The sequence below is a fragment of the Enhygromyxa salina genome, from assembly GCF_002994615.1.
Lineage (GTDB): Bacteria > Myxococcota_A > Polyangia > Nannocystales > Nannocystaceae > Plesiocystis > Plesiocystis salina_A.
Window position 1 is genome coordinate 99819 of record NZ_PVNK01000136.1, and the last position, 25951, is coordinate 125769.

Sequence of the window (25951 nt, forward strand, 5' to 3'; positions counted from 1 at the left end):
TTCGGTCTCAGACGTGTTATAGTGTGGAGGTTCGTGTCCCGTGGAGGTGCTGCGCATCTCCGGTCGACACGCCACTCGTCGCCAGTCGTTGGCGCCACTCATGATAGTCGCAGGGAGCCATTGAGGCCTCCCCTTCCCCAGCCACGCCGATTGTAAGGAGATCGCCGGATGCAGCAAGTAGCCCAACCCACCACCACCAATATTCCATTGTATCGTCATAGCAAGCGCGGCCATTGGGGCGTCGCAGGGCTCTTGTGGGAGCGCGACGGCAAGCGCGGATATCAGTTCTCCGATGGCAAGATGCGCGTGTTCAAAGAGGGCTACTACCACCTGTTGGAAGACGCGCAGGCGCCCGGCGACGGCAGCGCCAAGGCGGTTCGCAGGCTCACACGCCTCGCCCGCGCCGACTCGGTCACCGAGTCAACCCGCCTGCCCACGCTCCGCGATCAGATCCTGCTGTTTCGTCGCAACTTCCCCGAAGGCTTCAGTGGCAAGGCGTGGATGAAGAAGTACCGCGGCCTCGATGCACGCAAGCGGCTCAAGCGGCACCGCGATCCGGCGATCAGCGACGCCCATCGGCTCAGCGTCGACAAGCTCGAGCCGCTGATCGAGGCTCGCGACTGGGACGAAATCTTCGACCGCTTGCTCGCCCTCGCGACCGGCAGCAACCTGGTCCCGAGCTCACACGTCAAGAAACTGCGCAAGATCAGGCCGTCGCGTGACCTCTCGGTTGCGATCTACGACTGGCTCAAAAGCGACATGGACGACGACGACACCGAGCGCCGCTTCAACGTGCTCGTGCGCTACCTCGGCGACGCCGCGACCTGGCCGATCGTCAGCATGATCGGCGGGCTCGTCGACCCCGAGCACCACACCTGCGTGCGTCCGAGCGTGTACACCGAACAGGGCACGATGCTGCTGCCCAACTTCAAGGCCGTGAGGCGCCCGCGCTTCAAGAACTACGCCCGCTACCTGCACATGGCCAAGACCGTGTCCGACGAGCTCGAGGCCGCCGGGCTCCCGCCCCGGGACCTGCTCGACGTCTACGACTTCATCTGGGAGACGCTGCGAAAGGCCGCGCGCGAGGATCTGCTCGCTCAGTACGAGCTGCCGCCGCCCGAAGTCGTGAACGCGACGGACGAGGCCGCCGAACAGGCCGAAGCCGCCTGATCCTTCACAGCGCCCCGGCGATCGAAGCCCGTGAACCTTGCCCGACATCGGGCCAGGTTCACGGGCTTTGCCATGGGCTCTGGGCTTTGGGCTTTGGGCTTTGGGTTAGTAGTCGATGTTGTCCTCGAACACCGGATCGACCTCGTTGGTCCAGGTCGGCAGGCTTCCGCGGTAGAGCAGATCGTAGGTCGCGTGGACCTCCATCACCCGCCGGGCGTAGCGGGCCGACTCCTGGAAGGGGATCTCCTCGATGAACTCGTCGAGCCCGACCCCCGTCGGCCCCTGGCTCTTGGCCGCCAGCCACCGCGCGACGTTGTTGGGGCCGCCGTTGTAGCTGGCGTAGGCGAAGGCCGGCTGGCCGTGGAACTTGGTCAGCAGCTCGCTGATGTAGTAGGTCGCGAGGCGGCTGTTGTCTTCGATCAAGAACAGGATATCCGGATCAAAACGCTCGCCGCGCTCGATCTCCCCGAGGTCCTCGACGAGCTGACGACCGGTCCACGGCATGATCTGCAGGGCCCCGCGCGCGCCGACGTAGGAGACGACGTGCCGACGATAGCGTGACTCGGTGTACATCAGCGCCCACAGGTGGTGCGGATCGACCTCGCGCTCCCAGGCGTGGCGCTCGATTGGCTCCCGATAGGCGCGCAGGTGCCAGCGGGCGCGGTAGGGCTCCCCGGAGCTCGACAGCTTGCCGAAGCGGTAGGGCTCGTTCATCGCCCAGGTCAGCCGAGAGAAGTCGGCGTTGAGGACGGCGCGGTAGTCCTCGTCGCGCATGGCCTTGCGCGCGTTGCGGCCCGCGGTCGCCACGGGCTGACGCCACTCGGGCGCCCACGCGAGCCCGGCGACGAGCGCCTCGCTCCGGGTCCCGGGCATCGACGAGCCGCCGTAGACGCTCGCGCCGTTGATGAACTCGTCGGCGGCCATCCGAACCTCGCGGCTGGCCTCTTCGTGCCAGCCAGCCGCGAACAGCTGCTCGGCCCGGACCAGGGAGCTGAACGAGTCACCGTGCTCGGCCGCCATCTTGGCCAGCAGCGCGAGGGTCTCGCGATGGCCGATCCACGGCTGCGTGTGCTCGATCGGCTCGACCCGCGGCGGCTCGCCAGGATCTTCGCCCGCCTCGAGCAAGCGCTGACGCGCCATCAGCCCGTAGTAGATCGGGTGACCGCCGATCACCCCGTTGGCCGCGATCCGCTGGTAGGCCGTGTCGACCAGGCCGCGCAGGCGCGCGACGCCCTGCTGACGGATCTCCGGGTCGTCACTGCGCAGCTCGAGCTTGGCCAGGAAGTAGGTGATCGCCCGCTCGCGCCCGCCCGTTCGACCGCTGTCGAGCAACTGGGTGAACGCGTCCCGGGCCTCGTCATCCTGACCGAGGCGCATCGGCAGCCACGCGCGGAGCCAGCGGCGCTCGCTCCCGTGGCCCTTGAACCGGGTCTCGAACTCGGCCAGCAGCTCGCTCGCGCGCTGGTACTCGCCGCCGTTGACGGCCAGCTCGATCGCGTTCCACAGCGCCGTGGACCCGGACGCCCTCTTGTTGCCGTCGTAGACCTCGACCCACAGCTGGATGAGCTCGTCGTAGCGCCCGGCTCGCTCGAGGCAGCGCGAGAGATCGTTGCGCGTGCTCATCGACCGGACGTCGGCGTAGAGCTCGTTGAGCACGTCGGCGCAGCGGCTGTACTCGCGGGCCTTGTAGTAGGTCCAGCCGAGCGAGTGGCCGGCCTCGCGGTGGCGGTGGCGGGGCTGCTCGGGATCGTTCCACACCCCCTCGAGCAGCTCCTTCGAGCGCTCGATCCGCCGCAGGATCCGCGCGGCCTGACCGGCGGCGAGGCGCTCGGCGGTATCGAGCGGGCGAGCCTCGATCTTGTCGTGCTCGGCGGCGAGGCGCTCGAGCTCGGCCCAGGCCCGAGCGGCCTCGGGCTCACCTGCGCGGTCGATCGAGACCTGACGCAGGGCCGCCGCCGCTTCGCTCGTCTGCCCCGCGCGCTCCTTGGCCAGGGCGCGCTCGAGCATCCACTCGCCGACCTCCGCGTGGTTGGGGAAGCTCGAGATCAGGCGTTCGAGGGCCTGGTCGGCCTTCTTGGCCGCGGTCTTGCGCGAGCGCTTGTCGGCGCCCGCGATCGCGACCATCGCCTCGCCCTGGGCCACGCGCAGCGCCGCCTGGATCCGATTGGGCTTGGCCCCCTTGAGCTTGCCGAGCTCGCGGACCGCCTTGCGCAGCTGGATGTCCGCGGTCGTCGGATCGAGGCCGCCCGCGGTCGCCCACGCGGTCCGAGCCCGAGCGAGCTCGTAGCCGACGATGTCCCGCGGGAGCATGTCGGCGAATTTCTTGCTCGCCGCGAGGGGCTCGAGCGCGAGCACGGCCAGCTCCCACTGGCCGGTCTGCATGTACGCCCGACCGGCGATCGCCCCGGCCAGGAACCATTCGCGCGACTCGGGCTCGAGCGCGGCCTCGCCCTCGACGGTGTCGAGCTTGTTGGCGGCCTCGAGCTGCTCGAGCGCGGCCTCGGCCTGCCCGCGCGCGAGGAGCTGCGCGGCTCCGTCGACGCCGTCGAGGATCGGCTCGTCGGGCGGGGACCACGGCGGCGGACGCTCGGGCTCGGACGGCTCGGTGCTGAGCTCACGGCTCGCGACCTCGACCTGTGTCCCCTGCGCATCGACGACCTCGTCGGGCGGGACCGAGGCCAGCGGCTCGGAGGTCACGCAGCCCTCGGCAGCCCCGAACGCCAGGCCCACGATCAGCGCGGCGCTGATCGTCCCGTAGGCTCGACGTTTGCTCGACACACCCAAGACCCATGCAATTCTAGCAACTCGGTCGCCTGGGGCCATTTTACGGAGAATCTTCTCGGCCACCGCGCGAGGGTTTGCGCAGGACAGCCCGCCCGTGGGGCTACGCAGCAGCCGCTGGGTCCATTCGACGGTGGCCGAGATCGCTGCGCCGTGCGCATTCGCGCACAACCCGCGCGCCCGCGTGACCCCTTCCATGTAGCCAAGGCCGGCCGCGGCGACTATGGTCCGCCCCGTGACGCTGAATCGACCTCCTCACCAGCTCGTGGCCACAGTGCTGGGTGCCGGGACGATGGGGGCAGGTATCGCCGCCCACCTGGCCAACGCCGGCATCCGGACCTACCTGCTCGACATCGTACCCAAGGGCGTCGGCGCCGACGCCCCCAAGGCCGCCCGCAACAAGCTCGCCGCCGGGGCGCTCAAGGCCCTGCCCAAAGCCAAGCCGCCCGCACTGATGCTCAAGGGCTTCGCAGCCCGGATCACGGCGGGCAACTTCGACGACGATCTCGCCGACGCTGTCGGCCAGAGCGACATCGTGATCGAAGCGATCGTCGAGCGCCTCGACATCAAGCGCAGCGTGTTCAAGCAGGTCGCAGCCGCGGCTGGCGAGCACACGATCCTGGCCACCAACACCTCGGGCATCCCGATCGGCGACATCGCCGAGGCCCTGCCCGAGGGCGCGCGCGAGCGCCTGCTCGGCCTCCACTTTTTCAACCCGCCGCGGTGGATGCACCTGCTCGAGGTCATCCCCTCGAAGTTCACGGCTCAGGCGATCGTCGACGACGTCGCCCGCTTCTCGGACCGCGTGCTCGGCAAGGGCGTGGTCCTGTGCCGCGACACGCCCAACTTCATCGGCAACCGGATCGGCATCGGCGAGATGCTCCTGACCTTCGCCGCGACCGCCGAGGGCAACTACACGATCGAAGAGGTCGACACCCTCAACGGCAAGCCCGTCGGGCGGCCCAAGACCGGCAGCTACCGCCTCGGCGACATGGTCGGCCTCGACGTCGCCGGCCACGTGATCCGCAACCTGCGTGAGGCCCTCAGCGGCGACCCGAGCGCCGACAACTACGATCCGCTCCACGACAAGATGCAGATCAGCCCCGCGCTCCAGACCCTGCTCGACAAGGGCTGGTACGGCGACAAGGCGGGCCAGGGCTTCTACAAGAAGACCAAGGACGCGAGCGGCAAGCGCGTGATCCTCTCGCTCGACCTCGAGACGGGCGAGTACCGCGAGCAGATCAAGCCCGACTTCCCCGAGCTCAAGGGGCTGCGCGGCTCCCCGGCCGCCAAGGTCAACAAGGCCATGCGCCTCGAAGGCCGGGCCGGCGACTTCTACCGCAAGGTCTACCTCCCGCTGTTCAACTACTCGGCCACGCTCACGGGCAAGATCTGCGACACGCCCAAGCAGATCGACGACGCGATGAAGTGGGGCTACGGCTGGGGCATGGGGCCCTTCGAGCTGATGGACGCGGCCGGGCCCGCCTGGTGCGCGGCCCAGATGCGCGAGCTGGGCATCGAGCCGGCGCCCTCGATCGTCAAGCTGCTCGCCCAGGGTGATGACGCGACCTGGTACAAGGGTCGGCCCGGCAAGGACCAGCAGATCTTCGACGGCGAGGCCTACGTCGACGTCGAGACCCCCGCTGGGATGCTGATCCTCGGCGCTCACAAGCCCGAGCGCGAGATCAAGTCCAACTCCTCGGCCGCGCTGATCGACATCGGCGACGGCGTCGCGCTGCTCGAGTTCCGCAGCAAGGCCAACGTCCTCGACGAGGGCGTGGTCACCTTGATGAGCGAGGCCCCCGAGTTCCTGCGCGAGAAGGGCTTCGACGCCCTGGTCATCGGCTCGCAGGACGACCACTTCTGCCGCGGCGCCAACCTCTTGCAGATCGGCATGGCCGCGATGCAAAAGAAGTGGGACGAGCTCGACACCGCCGTCAACGCGCTCCAGCAGACGCTGATGAACCTGCGCCACGGGCCGCTCCCGGTCGTGGTCGCCCCCTACGGCCAGACCCTCGGCGGCGGCTGCGAGGTCTCGATGCACGCCGACCACATCCAGGCGGGCGCGGACCTGTTCATGGGCCTGGTCGAGATCGCCGTCGGGGTCCTCCCGGCTGGCGGCGGCATGAAAGAGATCGCCCGGCGGGCCTCGGCCCACGCCGCCCAGCTGCAGCCCGGCGAGGTCTTCAACTGGGTCCGGCGCGGGTTCGAAGCCGCGGCGACCGGCAAGGTCTCGATGTCCGCGTTCGAAGCCCGGGACACGGGCTGGCTGAGCGTCAACGACGGCATCACCTTCCACAAGAACCGCGTCGTCGCCGACGCCAAGCGGGCCGCGCTCGCGCTCGCGGCCGGCAACTACGTGCCGCCCGACCGCAACGAGCCGATCCACGTGATGGGCGCGCCCGGAGGCGCCAACTTGGTCCTCGGGATCCACGAGTTCGGCTGGGGCGGGTTCGCCAGCGAGCACGACCAGCTGATCGGAACCAAGATGATCCACGTCCTGTCGGGCGGCATGAAGCCGATCGCCGGGACCGTCACCGCCCAGGATCTGCTCGACCTCGAGCGCGAGGCCTTCTTGTCACTGTGCGGGACCGAGAAGACCCTCGCCCGCATCCAACACATGCTCGACAAGCGCAAGCCGCTGCGCAACTGAGCACGAGACTGAACGCAAAGGAAGCAAGCACATGGCAGAACTCCGAGAAGCAGTCATCGTCGCCAGCAAGCGCTCGGCCGTCGGCAAGGCCCCGCGCGGGACCCTGCGCAACACCCGGCCCGACGACCTCGGCGCCGAGGTCCTCCGCGCCACCATCGCGAGCGTCAACGGGCTCGAGCCCGGCATGATCGAGGACATCGCGATCGGTTGCGCGATGCCCGAGGCCGAGCAGGGCCTCAACGTCGGCCGCACGATCGGGATCGGGGCCGGGTGCCCCGACCAGACCGCGGCCCTGACCGTCAACCGCTTCTGCAGCTCCGGGCTGCAGACGATCGCCATGATCGCCGAGCGCGTCATGGTTGGCGCCCTCGACGTCGGGGTCGGCGGCGGCATCGAGTCGATGTCGATGGTCCCGATGGGCGGCAACAAGCCGCGCGTGAGCCCCAAGATGATCGCCGAGCGGCCCGAGGTCTACGTCTCGATGGGCGTCACCGCCGAGAACGTCGCGCGCAAGTTCGACATCAGCCGCGAAGATCAGGACGCGTTCGCGCTCGAGAGCCACAAGCGGGCGATCGCCGCGATCTCCGAGGGTCGCTTCAAGGACGAGATCGTCCCCGTGACCCTGACGGAAGGCGGCACCTTCGACACCGACGAGGGCCCCCGCGCCGACACCAACGCCAAGGCGCTCGCCAAGCTGCGCCCGGTGTTCCACGTCAAGGGCAGCGTCACCGCTGGCAACTCGTCGCAGACCAGCGACGGCGTGGCGATGAGCGTGATCATGTCCGCCGCCAAGGCCAAGGAGATCGGCGCGACCCCGCTCGCGCGCTTCGTCGGCTTCGCGGTCGCGGGCGTCGCCCCGGAGCTCATGGGCATCGGCCCCGTCGAGGCGATCCCTCGGGTCCTGCGTCAGTGCGGGCTCAGCAAGGACGACATCGATCTCTTCGAGCTCAACGAGGCCTTCGCCGCGCAGTCGCTGGCCGTCGTCCGCGAGCTGAAGCTCGATCCGGCCAAGGTCAACGTCAACGGCGGGGCGATCGCCCTCGGCCACCCGCTCGGGTGCACGGGCGCCAAGCTGACCGCGACCTTGCTGTCGGAGCTGCGTCGTCGCAAGGGTCGCTACGGGATGGTGACCATGTGCATCGGCGGCGGCATGGGTGCCGCGGGCATCTTCGAGGCGCTGTACTGAGTGTCGAGCTCGGCCCGCGCCCGGTGGTCGACTCCGGGCCGCGGCGTCATCGCTACGGCGGTTCTGATCGCGGGCTGCTACTCGGGTAGCCGCTCGCAGACCGAGACGCAGCCGACCAAGCGCGAGACGCCCGGCCCCGCATCCGACGCGACCGGGCCGGCCGAGCCGACCGAGCCAACCGACCCCAAGGCGGCAGACAAGCGCGCGTGTGTCCGCGACGCGCTCGTCGGCGCCGCCCCCCACGTCCACGGCCTGATCCGCTCCGTGTGCGCCGAGTGGATCGAGCGCGACATCCCCGGGGTCGCGCTCGCGGTCGCCGAGCCCGGCGTCGATCCCTTCCACCTCGAGCTCGGCGTGCGCTGCTTCAGCGAGGCCGCGCGGGTCGAGCCGAGCACGCCCTTTCGCTTCGGCTCGATCTCGAAGCCGGTCACCGCCGCGCTCGCGCTGGCTCTCGTCGACGAGGGCCGGCTCTCGCTCACGACCACCGCGAGCGCCGTGGTCCCCGGCTACGAGAGCCCGTCTGGCCGCGACCCGGCCCTGGCCGCGCTCCTGCGCCACCGCAGCGGGCTGCGTGACATCGCCCCCGAAGACCTCGTCGAGCTCGACGGCGCGTGGCTGCCCGCGCTGGGCCGCAGCGAGGTCGGCCGACCGGGCGAGTACCACTACAGCAACGCGGGCTACTCGCTGATCGGGGCCATGGTCGCCAGCGCTGCCGCGCGAGACTACGAGGCCCTCGTCGCCGAGCGCGTTGCGACCCCGCTCGGCCTGAGCAGCTTCACCGCCGAGGCCAAACGAGCCGAGGCCGCGGCCTGTGGCCACCTGACCCACGACGAGGATCGCCACCCGATCCCGGTCCGCGAGGATCTCGACTTCATGCCCGGCGATCCGCGCTGGATGAACCCGGCTGGCGGCGTACTCGGCTCGGCCGCAGACCTCGCGAGCTTCGCCCTCGCGATCGGTACCGAGCGCCTGCCCGGGAGCGCGGCGATGCTCGAGCCTGGCGCTCCCCTGCCGCCCGAGCAGCGCAGCCCCACCCGAGCTGACGAGCGCTACGGCTACGGCCTCCGCTCGTGGGCGCTCGACGCCGACACCCGCGCCTACGGCCACAGCGGCAACAACGTCGCGTTCGCGGCGGAGCTGCTCTTCGTCCCCGGGCGTCGGGCGGTGGTGCTACTGGCCAACTGCGGCGCAGGGCTCCCGGCGAGCGCGGCCGCGGCCGCGCAGCTGCTGCGCGAGCCCAGGTGATCGCTTCGCATCGCTGATGGCACCAAGGAGGGTGAGCTCGTCCCGTCCCCCCCTCGGCGCCACCGCTGCGCTCGCGGCCACGCGTTGTCTCGCAATTCCCGCCCTGATAGCCTGACCCCGTCGTGCATCGCCAGCTTCTACTTCTCGTCGTAGCGTCATCTCTGGCGGCCTGTCCCGAGCCGACTCCACCGACTGAAGACGCCTGGGAGCTGGTCCATCGCGGGTTGTCGGGCGCTCTGCTCTCGGTCTGGGGCACCAGCTCACGAGATGTCTGGGCGGTCGGAGGCGACGCCCTCGACGGGACCGGGCCGACCGTGATCCACTTCGACGGCGAGTCGTGGTCACGGGTGCCCACCGGCGAGTCACAGGGCAACCTGTGGTGGGTGTTCGGCTTCGACGAGGGTCCCGTCTACATGGGCGGCGAAGGCGGCGTGATCCTCCGCTACGAGGACGGGGACTACACCCTCATGGACACACCCGGGACCGAGACCGTGTTCGGCATCTGGGGCGCGACCCCGGACGATGTCTGGGCCGTCGGCGGTGCCTCGGACGCGAGCGGCGGCTTTGCCTGGCGCCTGTCCGGCGACGCCTGGATCCCCGAACCCTCGCTGCCGGCCGAGGTCACCGCAGACTCCGCGGTCTGGAAAGTGTTTGGGACCACCGCCAACGACGCCCACCTCGTCGGCAGCAACGGCGTGGCCCTGCATTGGGACGGCGCATCACTCCAGTACGAGGACACCGGAGTCGGCTCGTCGCTGTTCACCGTTCACGCGAAGCAGGGCCGCTACGCCGCGGTCGGCGGCGGGGCGACGGGCATCATCCTGGAGTACGAAGGGGACGCGTGGACCAACGTGACGCCAACTCCCCCGCCGCCCGGGTTGTCGGGGGTCGTGCTCGGTGACGACGGCCTCGGCGTCGCCGTCGGTGCGTTTGGGGCCGTGTTCACGCGCTCCGACGCGGGCGGCTGGGCCGAGGAGGACCTTGGGTTCAACCTCGCCCACACCCTGCACGCGGCGTGGATCGATGACGAAGGTTGCATGTGGGCAGTCGGCGGGCAAGTCTACAGCCCACCATTTGACGAGGGCGTGATGATCCATCGGGGGCCCTCCATCCCCAGCGAGGGATTATGAGTAAACTAAAGATAAAACTGAGGTTCTCGATCGCGACATCACTGTGCGCGCTGCTCGGCCTCGGGCCAGGCTGTGACCGTGAGCCCGACCCCGACCCCGACGCGGCCTGCCGAGACCTCGAGCCGGGCCACGCGTGCACCTGGGCCGGGCTCCGGACCGGCGAGGGCTACAACGGCGACAACCATCGGCTCGAGACCTCGTTCAGCCAGCCCCAAGATCTCTTGTTCCTGCCCGACGGCAGCGCGTGGGTCACCGACTTCAACAACTTCCTGATCCGCCGGATCCTGCCCGATGGCACGGTCGAGTCGGTCATCGGCTCGACCAACCCGATCTTTCCTGGCGACGGTCCCCTCGGCGGGCTGCCTCCGACCGGCGCCGAGGGCAGCGAGTGGCTGCTCAATCACCCGACCAACCTGTTGCTGCAGCCCGACGGCGACGTCCTGGTTGTCGCGTGGCACAACCACAAGCTGCTCACGGTCGATCCGGACACCGCGTTCGTGAAGGTCGTGTGCGGCGGCGGTGCGGGCTTCGCTGGCGACGGCGAGCCCGCGTCGGCCTCGACGCTGTTCAAGCAGCTCAGCGACGCGACCTATGACGACGCGGGCAATCTCTATATCGTCGATCAACAAAACGCTCGTATTCGGATGATCGACACCAACGGACTCATCACAACCATCGCAGGCACCGGAGAGCTCGGCAGCGCCGGCGACGGTGGGCCCGCGCTCATGGCCGAGTTCTCGTGGGCCCGGGGCTCCAACCCCAACCCCAGCGGCGGGATCGTCCACCACCAGGGTCGCCTCTACATCTCCGACACCGAGGCCGACACCATCCGCGTGCTCGACCTCGCCTCGGGCACGATCGATCGCTTCGCCGGGACGGGTGAGGGCGGCGCCGCGGGCGACGGCGGCCCGGCGCTCGAAGCCCAGCTCAACGCGCCCCGCGACCTCGAGATTGGCCCCGACGGCGACCTCTACTTCGCCGACACCGACAACGGCAAGGTCCGCGCGATCGACCTCGACACCGGGGTGATCCGGACCGTCGTGGGCACGGGTGAGCTCGGCATCGAGGACGCCGAGGGCCAGCTCGCGACCGAGATCAAGCTCCGCCGCCCCTTTGGCGTCGCCTTCGATCCCGAGGGCAACCTCTACGTGATGGACTCACTCAATTCGCGGATCGTGAAGGTGGCCCGATGACCCGGCCCTCGCTCCTGTCGGGCCGCTCGGTTCTCTCGCTCGGGCCCCTCCTCGCGCTGACCGGCTGCCCCGCCGAGCCCGAGCCATCGTGTGATCCGACCATCGAAGGCACGATCTGCACGATCGTCGGCAACGGCGAGAACGGCTACGACCGCGACGCCGACACCACGGTCCTCGCGGCGCTCGAGGCCAAGATGTCGCTGCCCCAAGACACCCTCACGGCCCCCGACGGCTCGATCTACATCCTCGACTGGAACAACCACCGCCTGCGCCTGCTCGACAACGACGGCAACCTCAGCTGGGTCGCCGGGCGCGGCGAGCTGGGCGGCAGCCTCGACGATCCGGCCAACGGCGACTTCAACCATCCGACCAACATCATCTTCGACCAAAGCGGCGAGAACATCGTGATGGCGGCCTGGCACAACAGCAAGGTCCGCATCGTCAACCGGGCGACCGGCCTCGTCTCGGACACCTGCGGTGACGGCAAGCGGGCCTACTTCGGCGACGAGGGGCCCGCGGAGAGCTCATCGCTGGATCTCCCCGCCAGCTTGGCTTTCGATCCCGACGGCAACCTGGTCATCATGGATCAGGCCAATCAAGTCCTGCGCATGGTCGACCAGGCCGGCGACATCCACCTGCTCGCGGGCCGCTGCATCGTCGACGCCCCGGCCCCCGGCGGCCCCGGTCCGTGCGCCGAGGGCGTCGAGCCGGTCCAGTGCCCCGACGGGCCCAACGGCCCGTCCGGCAAATTCACCTGCGGCGATCCGGACGAGCACTGTGACAAGCCGTGCACGCCCGGCTACTCCGGCGACGACATCCCCGCCACGCAGATGCGGATGGCCCAGCCCTTCGGTCAGTCCGCGTCCCCGGCCGGGCGCATCCTGTATGACGGTAGCGGCAACCTGTATTTCGCCGACACCGCCAATCACCTGATCCGCATGATCGACACCGAGGGCTTCGTCCGCCGCGTCGCCGGCACCGCGCCCGTCGACGGCGTGCCCCAAAACGGCTACTCGGGCGACGGCGGGCCCGCGCTCGAGGCCGAGCTCAACTTCCCCGTCGACCTCGCGCTGGCCGATGACGGCACCTTGTACTTCACCGACGTCTACAATCACTGCGTCCGCGCGATCGACAGCGAGGGGATCATCCGCACCGCGGTCGGCCAGTGCGGCGAATCTGGCTACGAGGGCGACGGCGGTCCGCCCGAGGACGCGCTGCTCAACCTGCCCTTTGGTGTCGAGTGGGCCGACGGCACCCTGGTCGTGTCCGACACTGGCAACAGCGTGATCCGGACCATCGTGATGCCATGATCGGCGCCCTTCATCGCTGCAGTTGGAGTTTGACGGCCGCCCTCGGCGTCGCGCTGCTCAGCGCGTGCCCGGCCGACGACACCCAGGACGACGGCGCCGAGCCTGACTTTCCGGCGGACTACGAGAGCAGCTACGTCGAGGTTCGCAACTGCCGGGGCAGCGGCGACCACGATCTCAACAACATCCGGATCCTGGCCAGCCCCTCGGCGCTCGCGCCCTACCAAGAGCGCGTCGAGCCCTTCCCCGTCGACGCCGTGGTGCTCAAAGAAGAGTACGACTTCGGTGATCTGACCTGCTCCGGCCCGATCAAGCAGTGGACCGTGATGCGCCGACTGCCCGACGAGAGCGCGCCCGAGACCCTCGACTGGGCGTGGCAGCGGGTCGATCTCGACCGTCGCGTGCTCGACGAAGACGCCCCGCGCTGCATCGGCTGTCACACAGGCTGCGGGGTCGGCCCCGACGGTTACGAGTGGACGTGCGCGGTCCCCTGAAGCGGTCAGTCCAGGCGCTGGTTGCGAGCGCCGTGGTCCTGTGTGGGTGTCCGGCCGAGCCCACGCCCGAGCCCGAGCGCGAGCCCTTCGCGCTCGCGCGGGTCGACGGCTGGGCCCGGGTCATCGACCCGAGCGTGGACCTGTTCGCGGACCAGCGGCCGGCCGACGCCGTCTGCGACGACGCGGGCTGGTACCTCGATCCCTTCAAGCAGACCCTCGAGATCGAGACCGAGCTCTGCAACTACCTCACCCTGCGTCAGGCCACGCTCGAGGCCCTGGTCCCCGGCGACGTCGTCAACGTCCTCGCCTTTCACGACGTGCTCACCGCGCCCGACCCGGGCGAGGGCTACCTGGCGCTGTCGATCGACGGCGAGATCGAGTGGGAATTTCATGCCCCGATCCCGAGCGACGCGGCCGAGATCGACGAGACCTTCACGATCGATCGCGCCGTGCCAGCCGGCAGCGAGATGCAGCTTCACGTCCACAACCACGGCCCCAACAGCTGGGAGTTGGTCGCCCTGATGGTCACACCTGCGCAGTGATGGCGGCGGGGAGCACATGAGGCGCGAGGCATTGCACCACGGGCTGCTCGCGCTGTCCCTGTCGCTGTCGGCCTGCGCCCGGGAGCCGTGCGAGCTGCCCGAGCCCGGCGAGATCTGCCTGGTCGTCGGCACCGGTGAGCTCGGCTACAACCGCGATGGCCTGGCGCCCGAGCAGACCGATCTGTTCTTGCCCTCGGCCGCGCGCCGCGGCCCCGACGGCCGGCTCTACATCATGGACTTCAACAATCAGCGGCTGCGTCGGATCGCCGACGACGGCCGGGTCGAGACCGTGGTCGGCAGCGGATTTCATGCCTTCGCCGCGGTCGATCTGCCGCTCTTGGACACGCCGCTCGAGAACCCGATCGACTTCGGCTTCTTCAGCGACGGCCAGCTCGTGTTCGTGTCCTACCACGATCCCCGCGTGCTCGCGGTCGGCGAAGACGGCACGCTCGAGGCGATCGCCGGGGCCGCCGACGGCGTCGAGGGTACGGTCGGCGACGAGGGCGACGGCGGTCCGGCGACCGAGGCCCTGTTCATGCAGCTCGACGGCATCGCGGTCGCGCCCGACGACTCGATCTACGTCTCGGACAGCCTCGCCAACCGCGTGCGCAAGATCGAAGACGGCGTCATCACGACCGTCGCCGGGACCGGCGCGGCGACCTTCAGCGGTGACGGCGGGCCGGGCACCGAAGCCGGCTTGCACTGGCCGACCGCGCTCGAGCTCGACGGCGAGGGCAACCTCTTCATCGTCGACACCTTCAACCACGCGGTCCGGCGGCTGGCCGTCGATGGCACGATCACGACCGTCGCTGGCAGCGGCGTCGGGGGCCACGAGGGCGACGGCGGCCCCGCGACCGAGGCCCGGCTCGAGCAGCCCTTTGGCCTCGCCCGCGACGACGACGGGACCCTCTACATCGGCGATCGCGGCAATTTCGAGATCCGCAGGGTCACTCCGGACGGGGTCATCGACACGATCGCGGGCACGGGCGTGCAAGGCGGCGGCGTCCCCGGGCCGGCGATCGAGTCCACCCTGGGCTTCACCGCTCGGGTCGCCCTCGATGGCGACGACCTGCTCGTCGCCGATCAGTCGAACGCCAAGATCTGGCGGATCAAGCTGCGCTGACAGCGAGCCCCCACGTCGACCGTTCGCTTCGGCGCCACGAAAACCGACCCCCGCCGACTCATCGCTTGTTGCTGCTGCGGCGGCGGAGGGCGACGATCGGCAAGCCCAGCGGGACCGCCAACACGCACGCCCACAGGGCCGCCGCGCGCTCCAGCTCGATCCCACCATCGAGGCTGACCAAGGCGGCGGCGAGCAAGCCCATCGCGAGGCCGCCGCGGACCCGCGCGCGCGAGAGCGGCCGACGATCGACGTCGCCGACCGAGCTGGGCCTCGGATAGAGCAGCACCGCCAGCGCACACAGGCCCGCGATGCTTGCGAACACGGGAAGGTGAGCGGGGAGCTTCGGCGCCTCGACGCCGACGATGACACGCGCCGCCGTCACCAGCGCGAGCCCGACCGCGCAGCCGAGGTGACGCCGACGCGCGGGCTGGTCTCCGGGCCGCGCGAGCACGGCGTCGAGGCTGAGCGCGACCGCGCCGACGACCCCCACGGTCCAGCTGACCCACCACGCGAGCGCGGCGAAGCCCACGGTCGCGAGGGCCGTGTCGCCGAGCTCGGCGGCCTTGCCCGTGCTGCGGTTGACGAGGCGCGCGGCGAGCAGGGCCGCCGCCAGCAACAGGATCGACTGCGCGCCGACCCGCGGCCACACGGCCAGGGCGAGGGCCACGGCCACGAACGCGGCGGGGTTGTCGTCGGGCGACAGCTCGCGGGTCAGCGCCCACGAGAAAAATACGATCAGCCCCACGTTGAGCCCCGTGAGCAGCGCGGCGCCTGGGTTGGCGCCGCCGACGAAGGCGTAGATCGCCGCGACGACGATCCCGACCACGGCGAGCACGGCCATGGCCATGTTTGTCGAGTAGGTCGGATCGACCGGTCGGGCCAGCCCTGACAGGCGGTAAGCCGGATGGAGGGGCTGGGATTCGGCCACGACCCAGCCTACCCGGGTGGACGCCGGTCCACCAACATCATGTTCGAGTCGAGCGAGACGGCGGCGCGATCCATGTGCCTGCGACCGAGCTGGCCAAGGTCGGCCGCTTCATGTTCACGGCGCTGGAGCTCGCGTAGCAGGCGCTATGATGCCGCGATGCACCGCCGTCGACGACTGATGCTGTTGATTGTCCTGGCGCTCATCGTCCTGCTCGCCATATGCGCCGAGCTCTAGCAGCCCGTGGTGCAATGCCTCGTGTCGCCTCGCGCCGGAATTTTTGCCGAGGGCGCGAAGCCAAAACGCCGCTGTACCGGGCGTACTGCAAGTTTTGGCGACAAAGCCCTCGGCGAAAAGGCCAAGCGAGGCGGCGCGAGGCATTGCACCCCGGGCTGCTAGCGCTGGCGCGACTTGCCGGCCGGACCTGCGGCGGGGACACTGCGCGCGTGGCCGAGCTCGGCAGCGTGTTCGAAGACGACGACGATCGCCCGCGCGGCCCGGATCTGCGCGTGAGCGTCGAGGTCCCTCGCGCGGCGCTCGGAGCCTCGCTCCGCGCCCCGGTCCCGGCTCGGCTGGCCGCCGAGGGCGAGCTGGTCGAGCGGGCGGTCCTCGCCGACGACGAGCCCGGCAGCGTCGAGCTCCACCTGCCCGAGGAGCTCCCCGACCGCGCGGTGCTGCGCCTTCGCGGCCACGGTGGCGTGGTCGAGGGAGGCCGCGCCGGAGACTTGTTGGTGGTCGTCGAGCTCGTCGATCGAGCGCCCCGAGGCGACGAGCGGATCACCCGCTCGGCGACCCCCGTAGCGACCCGCGCGGCCGACGACCTCGTGGGTGGCACCGACATCACGTGGTGGCTGCTGCTGGCCCTGGCGCTGATCGGCGGCGGGGTCGTCGCCGCGTTCGCGCTCTGAGGTGAATGTGGCACGATGCGGCGGTGCTGACCGTCGCATTGGCCCTGCAGCTGTTCGCGCCGCCACAGGTGAGCGCACCCGAAGAGTCCCCCCCCGCCGCGGCCCCGGTGTCGGACACCTACGATCTCGACGCCGCCACAGCCGACGTCGAGGTCATCCTCGTCGATCGGGGCAAGGCCTACCTCGACGCCCGCGCGCGCCTCGAAGATCACCCCGCGCTCGCGGCCGAGGCCGTCGTCGCCCGGCTCGAGCGGGTCCCCGCGCCCGGACCCGAGAAGCGCGATCGCCTGCTCAACGTGCTCGCGGCGCTCAAGCGGCCCGAGCACGTCGGGATGTTCGGCGAGCAGCTGCGCGCGGCGATGCTCCACGAGCGCCCGACCGAGCTGTGGATCCAGCTGCTGCGTCAGCAGGGCGCCGCCGCGACCCCCGTGCTGATCGGGCTGGTCGGTGATCGCGAGCTCAGCAACCAGCAGCGCGGCCTCCTGCTCGAGGCCCTGGTCGAGCTGACCCAGCGCGAGGCCCTCGGCGAGCTCATGGCCATGGTCGGTCGCGGCGCCGCAGAGCTGCAAGACACGCTCCGCCGCGCGCTCATCCGCCGCGCGCGCGAGCACAGCCCCGACCGCGCCGCGATCGCGGCCGGCATCGACGAAGACCTCGAAGCCGACGCCGACGACGAGAGCCGCCTCGCCCAGCTGTTGATCCTCCGCGCCGCCTGCTGCGATCTCGACGAGGCCTTCTCGGGTCGCCTCGAGGCCCTGGCCGGCGACCCGAGCTCGCCCTTCCAGGTCCGGGTCGCGGCGATCGACGGCCTCGGCCGCCTCGGGCTCGGCGCGGATGTGCTCGGGGCCGTCGTCCGTGAGCAGAGCGAGGCCGCCCTCGGTGGCTCCCAGGCCGGGGAGGTCCTGGTCTCGCTCGCGCTCGAGGCCATGCCCGGCGACGAGGCCTCGACCCTCGTCTCGGAGCTGTCGCTGACCACCGCCGAGGCCCCGCGCCTCGCCCAGCTCGGCTATCGCCACGCCGAGCTCGCGGCCGATCACAGCTGGCTCGCGGGCAGCCAGGCTCACCCCTGGCCCGAGGTCCGCAAGGCCGCCCTGAGCCGCGTGGCCGAGCGGGGCAGCTGCGACAAGTCCACCGTGCGCGCGCTGGCCAAGATCTCGGGCCCGGTCAGCGAAAGCGGCGAGGCAGACACCCGCGTGGGTCGAGCGGCCGTCGGGGCCCTCGGCCGCTGCGCCGACCCGAGCGCGCTCGAGGCCCTGCGCGAGCTGGTCGAGGACACAGGCGTGGATCTGAGCCAGCGGGGCGAGGCCGCCCGGCAGCTCGTCGAGCATGACTCGGCCGGGACCGACTACGTCGCCGAGCTGCTCGTCGATGGTCGCTACCCGGACCTCGCGCGCGAGCTCGCGATCGCCCTCGGCCACGCCGACGCCCCCAGCGAAGCGGTCCGCGACGCGCTGTGCCGAATCAGCCGCGCCAACCCCATGGTCGCGTCGACCGCCCGCGAGAGCCTGTCCAAGCTGTTCCCCGGCCAGAGCTGTCGATAGCGAGACGCGACGACCCCCGCCACCGGCGAACCGGCAGCGGGGGCTGTCACGCTCCCCTCTTTGGACTGTGAACTCAGCTCAGCGTCGGCGAGGAGCTGTCGACATCGGTGAGGACCGTCAGCCCGAGCTGTGACTGCTCCGGCTCGTGGCCGTCCTCGAGCGCGGCCTCGATCACCTCGCTCATGTCCTCGGCGAGGATGAACTCGAGCTGCGAGCGGACCTCCTCGGGCACCTCCTCGAGATCGCGGGCGTTGCGGTGGGGGAGGATCACCCGGGTGATCCCGGCCCGGTGCGCAGCGAGGACCTTGGCCTTGATGCCGCCGACGGGCAGCACGCGGCCGCGGAGGGTGCACTCACCGGTCATCGCGGTGTCGTTGCGAACCCGACGCCCGCTCAGCAGCGAGGTCAAGGCGGTGAAGATCGTGACCCCGGCAGACGGGCCGTCCTTGGGCACGGCGCCGGCCGGCACGTGGATGTGGATGTCACGGTCCTCGAGGAAGTTCGGGTCAACCCCGATCGCGTCGGCGTTGCTGCGCACGTAGGTCAGGGCCGCGTGCGCGGACTCCTTCATCACGTCCCCGAGCTGGCCGGTGATCTTGAGCCCGCCCTTGCCACGCATCTGCGAGGTCTCGATGAACAGGATGTCACCGCCGACCGGCGTCCACGCGAGCCCGGTTGCGACGCCGGGCACCGCCGTGCGCTCGGCGACCTCGTTGAAGAAGCGCCGCTTGCCGAGATACTCGTCGAGGTCCTCGGCCGCGACGTGCACGGCCTCGGCCGGCTCGTCGGGCTTGCGCCGCGCGACCTGAAGGGCCACGGAGCGCCCGAGCTTGCCGAGCTCACGCCCGAGCTGCCGGACGCCGGCCTCACGGGTGTAGTCGGTGATGACGTGGCGCAGGGCCAGGTCGTCGATCTCGACCGCGTCGGGGCCGAGGGCGTTCTCCTCGAGCTTGCGCGGGAGCAGGTGCCCGCGGGCGATCTTCAGCTTCTCCTCGGGGGTGTAGCCGTTGATCTCGACGATCTCGAGGCGGTCGCGCAGCGGCGGCGACATCTTGCTCAGATCGTTGGCGGTGACCACGAACATGACCTCGGACATGTCGAAGGGCAGCTCGAGGTAGTGGTCCGTGAAGGTGTGGTTTTGCTCGGGGTCGAGCAGCTCGAGCAGCGCGGCCTCGGGCGAGCCGCCCCAGCCCTGGGACAGCTTGTCGACCTCGTCGAGCAGCATCACCGGGTTCTTGACCCCGGCCTTGCGCATCGCGTTGACGATCCGACCGGGGATCGCCCCGACGTAGGTTCGGCGATGGCCGCGGACCTCGGCCTCGTCACGCACGCCGCCGAGGGCGATGCGCACGAAGGGCCGGTGGGTGGCCTCGGCGATCGAGCGACCGAGGGAGGTCTTGCCGACTCCGGGCGGGCCCGCGAGGCACAAGATCGTGCCCTTGCTGCCGCCCGACAGCTTCAAGACCGCCATGTGCTCGAGGATCCGCTCCTTGACGTCGTCGAGGCCGTAGTGGTCGGCGTCGAGCTGGGCCGCGACCTCGTCGAGATCGTCGGTGACCTCGGCGCGCGTGGACCACGGGAGGTCGGCGATCGTCTCGAGGTAGGTCCGCGCGACGTTGAACTCGGGGTGCGCGGGGTTGAGCTTGGTCAGGCGCTTGAGCTCGCGGTCGACGACCTTTTGGACCTCCTCGGGCAGCTCGGCCTCGGCGAGCTTGGTCTCGAGCTTGTCGACCTCGCCGCTCTCGTCGGCCTCGCCGAGCTCGGACTGGATCGCCTTCATCCGCTCGCGCAGGATCACGTCGCGCTGGTGCTTGCCGAGGCGCTTGCGGACCTCCTCGTCGATCTTCTGCCGCATCGCGTGCATCTCGTTGGCCTCGTTGACGAAGCGCGCGACGAGGCGCAGGCGCTCGACGACGTCGACGGTCATCAGGACCTCGACCTCGGCGTGGCGCTCGAGCGGCAGGTGGGCGCCGATCGTGTCGGCGAGCGCGCTGGGCTCGAGGCGCTTGGCGACGGCCTCGACGAGGCTGCCGCCGGCGTCGCCCGCGAGCTCGCGGACATGCTCACGCAGGGACTCGGCGAGGACCTTGGCCTCGGTCGCGTCGCCGTTTTGATCGGGCGCGGGGATCGCCGAGACCCTCATGTAGGGGGAGCTCTGGACGACCTGCTCGAGCCCGACGCGCTCGCGGGTCTCGACGACGAGGCGCGCGCTGCCGTCGTTGCTGCGCCCGACCCGGTGGACCTTGGCGAGCACACCGATCGGGTGGATGTCGGCCAGGGTCGGGGTCTCGGTCTCGGGCTCGCGCTGCGAGGCGACGACGATGATGTCGCCGACGCTGACGGCGTCGACCAGGGCCAGCGAGCGGGTGCGCCCAACTGGAAGGGTGGACACGGACCCGGGCAACAGCACGCCTCGGCGCAGCGGAAGCAGCGGGTAGTCGGTGGCTTGCTTGTTGTCGGTCATGGGATCTCCTGAAGGTCGGATGCGGGTCTGGCGGCTCGGGCCAGCCGGTTTGAACTGGCGTGATTCGGATTCAGTCCGGAGTGTGCCGATGGATTGAAGCTAAGGCGCCGCATCGAACGGTCAACCCAAGACCGCGCCATCTCCTCCCCAGCCAGGCAGTTTCGTAACCTGGGCCATGCTCGCCGCCCACCCGTTCGCAAGGCCGCCCCGCGCGCTGCTAGGCCCATCTCGACCCGACTTCATGTTCAGCGCGACGTCAATGTCAGATCTGCTGGCGTGGCTGTCATGCTATCGCGCCCGCGATTTTCATCCGCACTGTCGCCAATCGACTATATTTATTTACTCGGCGACCGGAGATCGCCGCGCGCCGGACCTCGGCACCCCGGGCGCCCGCGCGGGTCGCTTGGCCCGCCGAACCATGCGGGCGAGCACGGCGAGGACCCGCGCCAACACGAGCTCTCGGCCTGTCGTCGCCCGACCCGAGCTCAGTCGAGGAAGAAGTCCGGCAGCAGCTCTTGGCTGGGGTCGACCGCGTACTTGGTGAAGTCGTCGACGCCGGCCTCGCGCAGCAGCTCCTCGTCGATGAAGAAGTTGCCCGTGCACTGCTTGGCGTCGCGGGTGAGGACCTCGTGGGCGGCGTCGGCCATGATCTCGACGGTCCGCGACTGCTTCATCATCTGCTCGCCGCCGAGCAGGTTCTCGACCGCGGCGGTTGCGATCGGCGTCCGGGGCCACAGGGCGTTGACGGCCAGGCCCTTGCGCGCAAACTCGCCGGCCATGCCGAGCACGCACATGCTCATGCCGTACTTGGCCATGGTGTAGGCCACGTGGCCCTGGAACCACCGGGGGTTCAAGTTGAGCGGCGGCGAGATGTTGAGGATGTGGGGATTGGCCGCCTCGAGCAGGTGCGGGATGCAAGCCTGGGAGCACGCGAAGGTCCCGCGCGCGTTGACCTGGTGCATCAAGTCGTAGCGCTTGAGCGGGGTCTCGAGCGTGCCCGTCAGCATGATCGCGCTGGCGTTGTTCACGAGCACGTCGAGGCCGCCGTAGGTCTCGACCGCCTTGGCGACCGCGGCCCGGATCTGATCTTCGAAGCGGACATCGACGATCAGCGGCAGGGCCTTGCCGCCGGCCTGCTCGATCTCCTCGGCCGCAGTGTAGATCGTGCCCTCGAGCTTCGGGTGCGGCGTGGCGGTCTTGGCCGCGATCACGACGTTGGCCCCGTCCTTCGCGGCCCGCAGCGCGATCGCCTTGCCGATGCCTCGGCTCGCGCCAGTGATGAAGAGCGTCTTTCCTGCGAGGTCTGCCATCGCCTCGGGGTGTACCACGGACCGCTTGCGCCGCTGCAACGCCCGGGTCATGGTGGCGCCGTCGTGTCGGCGCCCCTCCACCGCACCGGAATCTTGCTGGTCAACGTCGGCACCCCCGAGGCGCCCGAGCCTGGCCCCGTGCGCCGCTACCTGCGTGAGTTTCTGTCCGACCCGCGGGTCATCGACATCAACCCCGTCGGGCGCTGGCTGCTGCTCAACCTGATCATCCTGCCCACGCGGCCCAAAAAGAGCGCCGCGGCCTACCGCCAGATCTGGACCGACGCGGGCTCGCCCCTGTTGGTCCATGGCCAGGCGCTCGTCGCCGCCCTCGGTCAGCGTATCGCCGAGCACCCAATCGAGCTGGCGATGCGCTACGGCTCACCGTCGATCGAGGCCGCGCTGACTCGCCTCCGCGAGCGCAGCTGCGACCACATCGTGCTCGTGCCGCTCTATCCGCACTATGCATCGAGCTCGACGGGCTCGGCGCTCGACAAGGTCTACGGCACGGTCGCGAAGCTGTGGAACACGCCCTTCATCACGGTCGTGCCGCCCTTTTACGACCACCCGGCGTTCATCTCGGCGTTCACGGCGGTCGGGCGCCCGCGCCTCGACGCGCTCGCGCCCGATCACGTCCTGTTCTCGTTCCACGGCCTGCCCGAGCGCCAGGTCATCGCGAGCGCGGATCCGCAGCTGTGCGTGGCCAAGCCCGACTGCTGCGAGCGCCTCGTCGACGGCAACCGCAATTGTTACCGGGCTCAGTGCTTCGCGACCGCGCGGGCGCTGGCCGCCAGCCTCGAGCTCGGCGCCGAGCACGGCATCGAGCAGCGCTGGTCGATCTCGTTTCAGTCGCGGCTCGGACGGACGCCATGGATCAAGCCCTACACCGATCAGGTGATCCCGGCGCTGGCCGGGCGGGGTGTCCGCAAGCTCGCGGTGTTCTGTCCGGCCTTCGTCGCCGACTGCCTCGAGACCCTCGAAGAGATCGGCGTCCGCGCCCGCGCAGACTTTGTCGCCGCGGGCGGCGAGACGCTGGAGTTGATCCCTTCGCTCAACGCGGAACCCGCCTGGGTTGGGGCGCTCGAGCAGCTCGTCCGTGAGCGCCTGCCGTCCCGGCTCTGACCCGCGTTACGAGCATCAGACCGGCGCCCGCGACCGCGCGTGCTACCGTAGCCCTGTCCGGAGCTCCCGGACGCCTCCTCACCCCTCCATGAGCATGGGCACAAGACGGCCACGGCTGCTCGACGGCCACCCACCCGAGCTACTCGTCTACGACGAGGACACCCACTGTCCCTACCTCGACTCGCGGGTCGCCCGCCTGCCGATGCGCCTACCCACGCGGCCGCTGACGGCGGCCGAGTTCAGCGAGCGCCTCCACGCGGGCGACCGTCGCCAGGGCCTGGTCCTCTACCGGCCCCGGTGCCCGGACTGCTCGGCGTGCGAGGCGATCCGCCTCGACGTCGAGACCTTCGAGCCCAACAAGACCCAGCGGCGGCTGCTTCGCCGGGGCCAGGAGCGCTTCCGGGTCGAGATCGGCGAGCCGACGCTGAGCGCAGACAAGGTCGCGCTCTACAACAAGCACAAGATCGGCCGCGAGCTCATGGGCGAGGGCGACCCGATCGACGAGACCGGCTACGGCGCGTTCTTGGTCGACTCGTGCACCGAGAGCTTCGAGATCCGCTACGTCCTCGAAGAGGAAGACCGGCTCGCGGGCGTGGCGATCGTCGATCGAGGCAGCGACGCGCTCTCGGCCGTCTACACCTTCTTCGATCCCGAGCTGACCAAGCTCAGCCCCGGGGTGTTCTCGATCCTCTTGCAGATCGAGCTGTGCAAGCGCTGGGATCTGCGCTGGCTGTACCTCGGCCTCTACGTCGCCGAGTGCCCCTCGATGGCCTACAAGTCGCGCTACCTGCCCCACGAGCGCCTGCTCGACGGGCGCTGGGTGGTGTTCGATCGCCTCGCGGACGGGACGATTGGGGCCGTCGGCGGGGCCGTCGACGGGGCCGTCGACGAGTAACCCCGCAACCGCCGACGCTCACTCGTCCGGATCGGGATCGGCCGGGACCATGTTCATCCCGCTCGAGTCGAACGCGGGCTCGAGCTCGTCGTCCTCGTCCTCGTCCTCATCCTCGTCGGGGTCGGCGGGCACGAAGTTCATCCCGCTCGAGTCGAACGCGGGCTTGGGCTCGCCCTCGGTCTCGTCGAGATCCTCGTCGTCGAGATCCTCGTCGTCGAGGTCCTCGTCGCCTTCGGTCTCGGCGTCGGCCATCATCTCGGCCACGGACTTGATCCGCTCGCCCTCGGGCCCGATGACCGGCTCCTGCTTGCCGAGGTCGCCCTCGACGTCGGCGTCGCTGTTGGGGTCGTCTTCGGCGCCGGGGCTCTGCGCCTCGGGCGGATCCGGGAAGGGCTCGTAGAAGGCCTTCTCGCGCATGATCTTGTTGACCGGCCCGAGCGAGATCGACGGCACGTAGGTCACGGCCACGAGCCCGACCAACATCAGCCCGATGAAGGGGATCACCCCGCGCGAGACCTCACCGATCGGCTGACGGAACACCGACGAGGCGACGAACAGGTTGATGCCGATCGGCGGCGTCAGGTAGCCAATCTCGAGGTTGACGATGAAGATGATCCCGAGGTGAACCGGATCGATGCCGAGCTTGGCGCCGATCGGGGCCAGGAGCGGGGCGATGATCAGGATCGCGCTGATCGAGTCCATCAGCGCCCCGACGAGCAGCAAGAACACGTTGACGATCAGCAAGAAGGTGATCGGCGTCAGGTGGCGGGCCAGGATCCAGTCGACCACGCGCTCGGGGATCATCTCCTCGACCAAGAAGGCGTTGAGCCCGAAGGCCAGCGCCATGATGATCAGGATCGTGCCCATGTTGACCACGGCCTCGGTCAGGATCTTGGGGATGTCCTGGGCGCCGATGTCACGGTGGATCAGGAGCTCGACGACGAGCGCGTAGATGACCGAGACCGCGGCGGCCTCGGTCGGCGTGAACACGCCCGAATAGATGCCGCCGAGGATCACGACCGGCAAGCTGATCGCCCACACGCCCTCGCGCAGGCGCTGGAACACGACCTTGAATTCGAAGCGCTCGCGCTCGACCTTCTCGGCGTTGAACAGCGCCCGCCCGGCCATGAGCAGGCCGATCAACAGACCCGGGACGACCCCGGCGAGGAACAGCTCGGCGACGTCGATCGGTTGGGCGCTCGACGCGACGATCGCGTAGACCAGCATCGGGATCGAGGGCGGGATCAGGATGCCCAGTGAGCCGCCAGAGGTCACCAGGCCGAGGGTGAAGCGGCGGTCGTAGCCGGCCTTGACCAGCTGCGGGTACATCATCGAGCCGATCGCGATGACCGTGACCGGGCTCGAGCCCGAGATCGCCGCGAAGATCACACACGAGAACACGGCCGCGATCGCGAGACCGCCGGGCATCCACCCGACCAGCGCCCGGGCGAAGTCGACGAGGCGCTGGGCGATGCCGCCCGCGCTCATGATCGCCCCGCTCGCAACGAAGAAGGGGATCGCCAGCAGCACGTTCTTGCCCATCATCTCCGAGGCCTTCTCGGGCAGGAGATCGAGGGTGTCGTAGCCGCGGTAGTCCTCGCCGAGCAGCACGAAGCACAAGATCGCGAGCACGCCGATGATCACGAACAGCGGCATGCCGAGCACGACCATGGCCGCGAGCGCAGCCAGCAGCAGGGTGATACCCATGCCGACGCTGACCTTGGGCGCCTCGGTCACGAGGCTGCCGTCGTCGGCCATCGAGGTCAGCGCGAGCAAGGCGACGACCAAGAACACGCAGATCGTCCCGAGCGCGCGAGCGCGCTTGCGGATGTGCTCGGGCGGAGGCGCGAGCAGCTTGAAGCCACGGCCGCTCATTGGTCGTCCTCCTCGTCCTCGGTGTCGCCGGGCTCGTCGTCCTGCGCAGGCTCGTCCGAGTCGGCGGGCGGGTCGGGCGGGTCGTCGGAG

General features: G+C 69.8%; 19 protein-coding genes. 14 read left to right on the forward strand and 5 right to left on the reverse strand.

What is annotated here, in order from left to right:
* Positions 1 to 207: 207 nt before the first annotated feature.
* Entirely contained in the window at positions 208 to 1170 is a 963-nt protein-coding gene (locus ENSA5_RS14005; RefSeq protein ID WP_146155683.1) for a hypothetical protein, read from the forward strand.
* A 105-nt stretch (positions 1171 to 1275) separates the two neighbouring features.
* On the opposite strand, the gene ENSA5_RS14010 is transcribed toward ENSA5_RS14005, so the two are convergent.
* Entirely contained in the window at positions 1276 to 3948 is a 2673-nt protein-coding gene (locus tag ENSA5_RS14010; RefSeq protein WP_106392152.1) for a lytic transglycosylase domain-containing protein, read from the reverse strand.
* A 226-nt stretch (positions 3949 to 4174) separates the two neighbouring features.
* On the opposite strand from ENSA5_RS14010, the gene ENSA5_RS14015 reads away from it, so the two are divergent.
* The 9 genes from ENSA5_RS14015 to ENSA5_RS14055 all read left to right on the forward strand — a co-directional run bounded on the left by ENSA5_RS14015 (position 4175) and on the right by ENSA5_RS14055 (position 14824).
* Complete coding sequence (locus tag ENSA5_RS14015) at positions 4175 to 6604, forward strand: 3-hydroxyacyl-CoA dehydrogenase/enoyl-CoA hydratase family protein (RefSeq protein ID WP_106392153.1); 2430 nt, start codon at positions 4175 to 4177, stop codon at positions 6602 to 6604.
* A gap of 31 nt (positions 6605 to 6635) precedes the next feature.
* Positions 6636 to 7790: an acetyl-CoA C-acyltransferase gene (locus tag ENSA5_RS14020; protein ID WP_106392154.1), complete on the forward strand. Its 1155-nt coding sequence runs from the start codon at positions 6636 to 6638 to the stop codon at positions 7788 to 7790.
* Positions 7791 to 9035, forward strand: coding sequence for a serine hydrolase domain-containing protein (locus tag ENSA5_RS14025; protein WP_106392155.1), 1245 nt, complete (start codon positions 7791 to 7793; stop codon positions 9033 to 9035).
* A gap of 122 nt (positions 9036 to 9157) precedes the next feature.
* Positions 9158 to 10165 carry a beta propeller repeat protein gene (locus ENSA5_RS14030; protein WP_181197744.1) on the forward strand — a complete coding sequence of 336 codons (1008 nt, stop codon included), beginning with the start codon at positions 9158 to 9160 and terminating at the stop codon, positions 10163 to 10165.
* Positions 10162 to 11358, forward strand: coding sequence for an NHL domain-containing protein (locus ENSA5_RS14035; protein ID WP_106392157.1), 1197 nt, complete (start codon positions 10162 to 10164; stop codon positions 11356 to 11358). Before ENSA5_RS14030 ends, ENSA5_RS14035 begins: the two co-directional genes overlap by 4 nt.
* On the forward strand, positions 11355 to 12668 hold the full coding sequence (locus ENSA5_RS14040; protein ID WP_106392158.1) for an NHL domain-containing protein: 1314 nt from the start codon (positions 11355 to 11357) through the stop codon (positions 12666 to 12668). The genes ENSA5_RS14035 and ENSA5_RS14040 overlap by 4 nt, the downstream gene beginning before the upstream one ends.
* Positions 12665 to 13159 (forward strand): cytochrome P460 family protein, encoded by a 495-nt coding sequence (locus tag ENSA5_RS14045; protein WP_146155685.1) that lies wholly within the window; start codon positions 12665 to 12667, stop codon positions 13157 to 13159. Before ENSA5_RS14040 ends, ENSA5_RS14045 begins: the two co-directional genes overlap by 4 nt.
* Positions 13144 to 13701: a hypothetical protein gene (locus ENSA5_RS14050; RefSeq protein WP_106392160.1), complete on the forward strand. Its 558-nt coding sequence runs from the start codon at positions 13144 to 13146 to the stop codon at positions 13699 to 13701. Before ENSA5_RS14045 ends, ENSA5_RS14050 begins: the two co-directional genes overlap by 16 nt.
* A gap of 16 nt (positions 13702 to 13717) precedes the next feature.
* A complete protein-coding gene (locus tag ENSA5_RS14055) occupies positions 13718 to 14824 on the forward strand; it encodes an NHL domain-containing protein (RefSeq protein WP_146155686.1) in 1107 nt (368 codons plus the stop codon).
* 58 nt (positions 14825 to 14882) lie between these two features.
* Here ENSA5_RS14055 and ENSA5_RS14060 read toward each other — a convergent pair whose 3' ends face one another.
* A complete protein-coding gene (locus tag ENSA5_RS14060; RefSeq protein ID WP_146155687.1) occupies positions 14883 to 15752 on the reverse strand; it encodes a hypothetical protein in 870 nt (289 codons plus the stop codon).
* 443 nt (positions 15753 to 16195) lie between these two features.
* On the opposite strand from ENSA5_RS14060, the gene ENSA5_RS14065 reads away from it, so the two are divergent.
* Complete coding sequence (locus ENSA5_RS14065; protein WP_106392163.1) at positions 16196 to 16657, forward strand: hypothetical protein; 462 nt, start codon at positions 16196 to 16198, stop codon at positions 16655 to 16657.
* A gap of 23 nt (positions 16658 to 16680) precedes the next feature.
* The gene (locus ENSA5_RS14070) at positions 16681 to 18198 is read left to right on the forward strand and encodes a HEAT repeat domain-containing protein (RefSeq protein WP_146155688.1); all 1518 of its coding nucleotides are present in this window, start codon (positions 16681 to 16683) and stop codon (positions 18196 to 18198) included.
* Between the two features lie 73 nt (positions 18199 to 18271).
* Here ENSA5_RS14070 and lon read toward each other — a convergent pair whose 3' ends face one another.
* Entirely contained in the window at positions 18272 to 20662 is a 2391-nt protein-coding gene (gene lon / locus ENSA5_RS14075) for an endopeptidase La (RefSeq protein ID WP_106392165.1), read from the reverse strand.
* A 485-nt stretch (positions 20663 to 21147) separates the two neighbouring features.
* On the reverse strand, positions 21148 to 21972 hold the full coding sequence (locus tag ENSA5_RS14080) for an SDR family oxidoreductase (RefSeq protein WP_106392166.1): 825 nt from the start codon (positions 21970 to 21972) through the stop codon (positions 21148 to 21150).
* 63 nt (positions 21973 to 22035) lie between these two features.
* Between ENSA5_RS14080 and hemH the strand changes: the two genes are divergently transcribed.
* The gene (gene hemH, locus ENSA5_RS14085; protein ID WP_106392167.1) at positions 22036 to 23091 is read left to right on the forward strand and encodes a ferrochelatase; all 1056 of its coding nucleotides are present in this window, start codon (positions 22036 to 22038) and stop codon (positions 23089 to 23091) included.
* A gap of 88 nt (positions 23092 to 23179) precedes the next feature.
* Positions 23180 to 23986, forward strand: coding sequence for an arginyltransferase (locus ENSA5_RS14090; RefSeq protein WP_258182845.1), 807 nt, complete (start codon positions 23180 to 23182; stop codon positions 23984 to 23986).
* Between the two features lie 18 nt (positions 23987 to 24004).
* On the opposite strand, the gene ENSA5_RS14095 is transcribed toward ENSA5_RS14090, so the two are convergent.
* Positions 24005 to 25861, reverse strand: a complete 1857-nt coding sequence (locus ENSA5_RS14095; RefSeq protein ID WP_219906785.1) for a TRAP transporter large permease — start codon at positions 25859 to 25861, stop codon at positions 24005 to 24007.
* Positions 25862 to 25951: the final 90 nt, after the last annotated feature.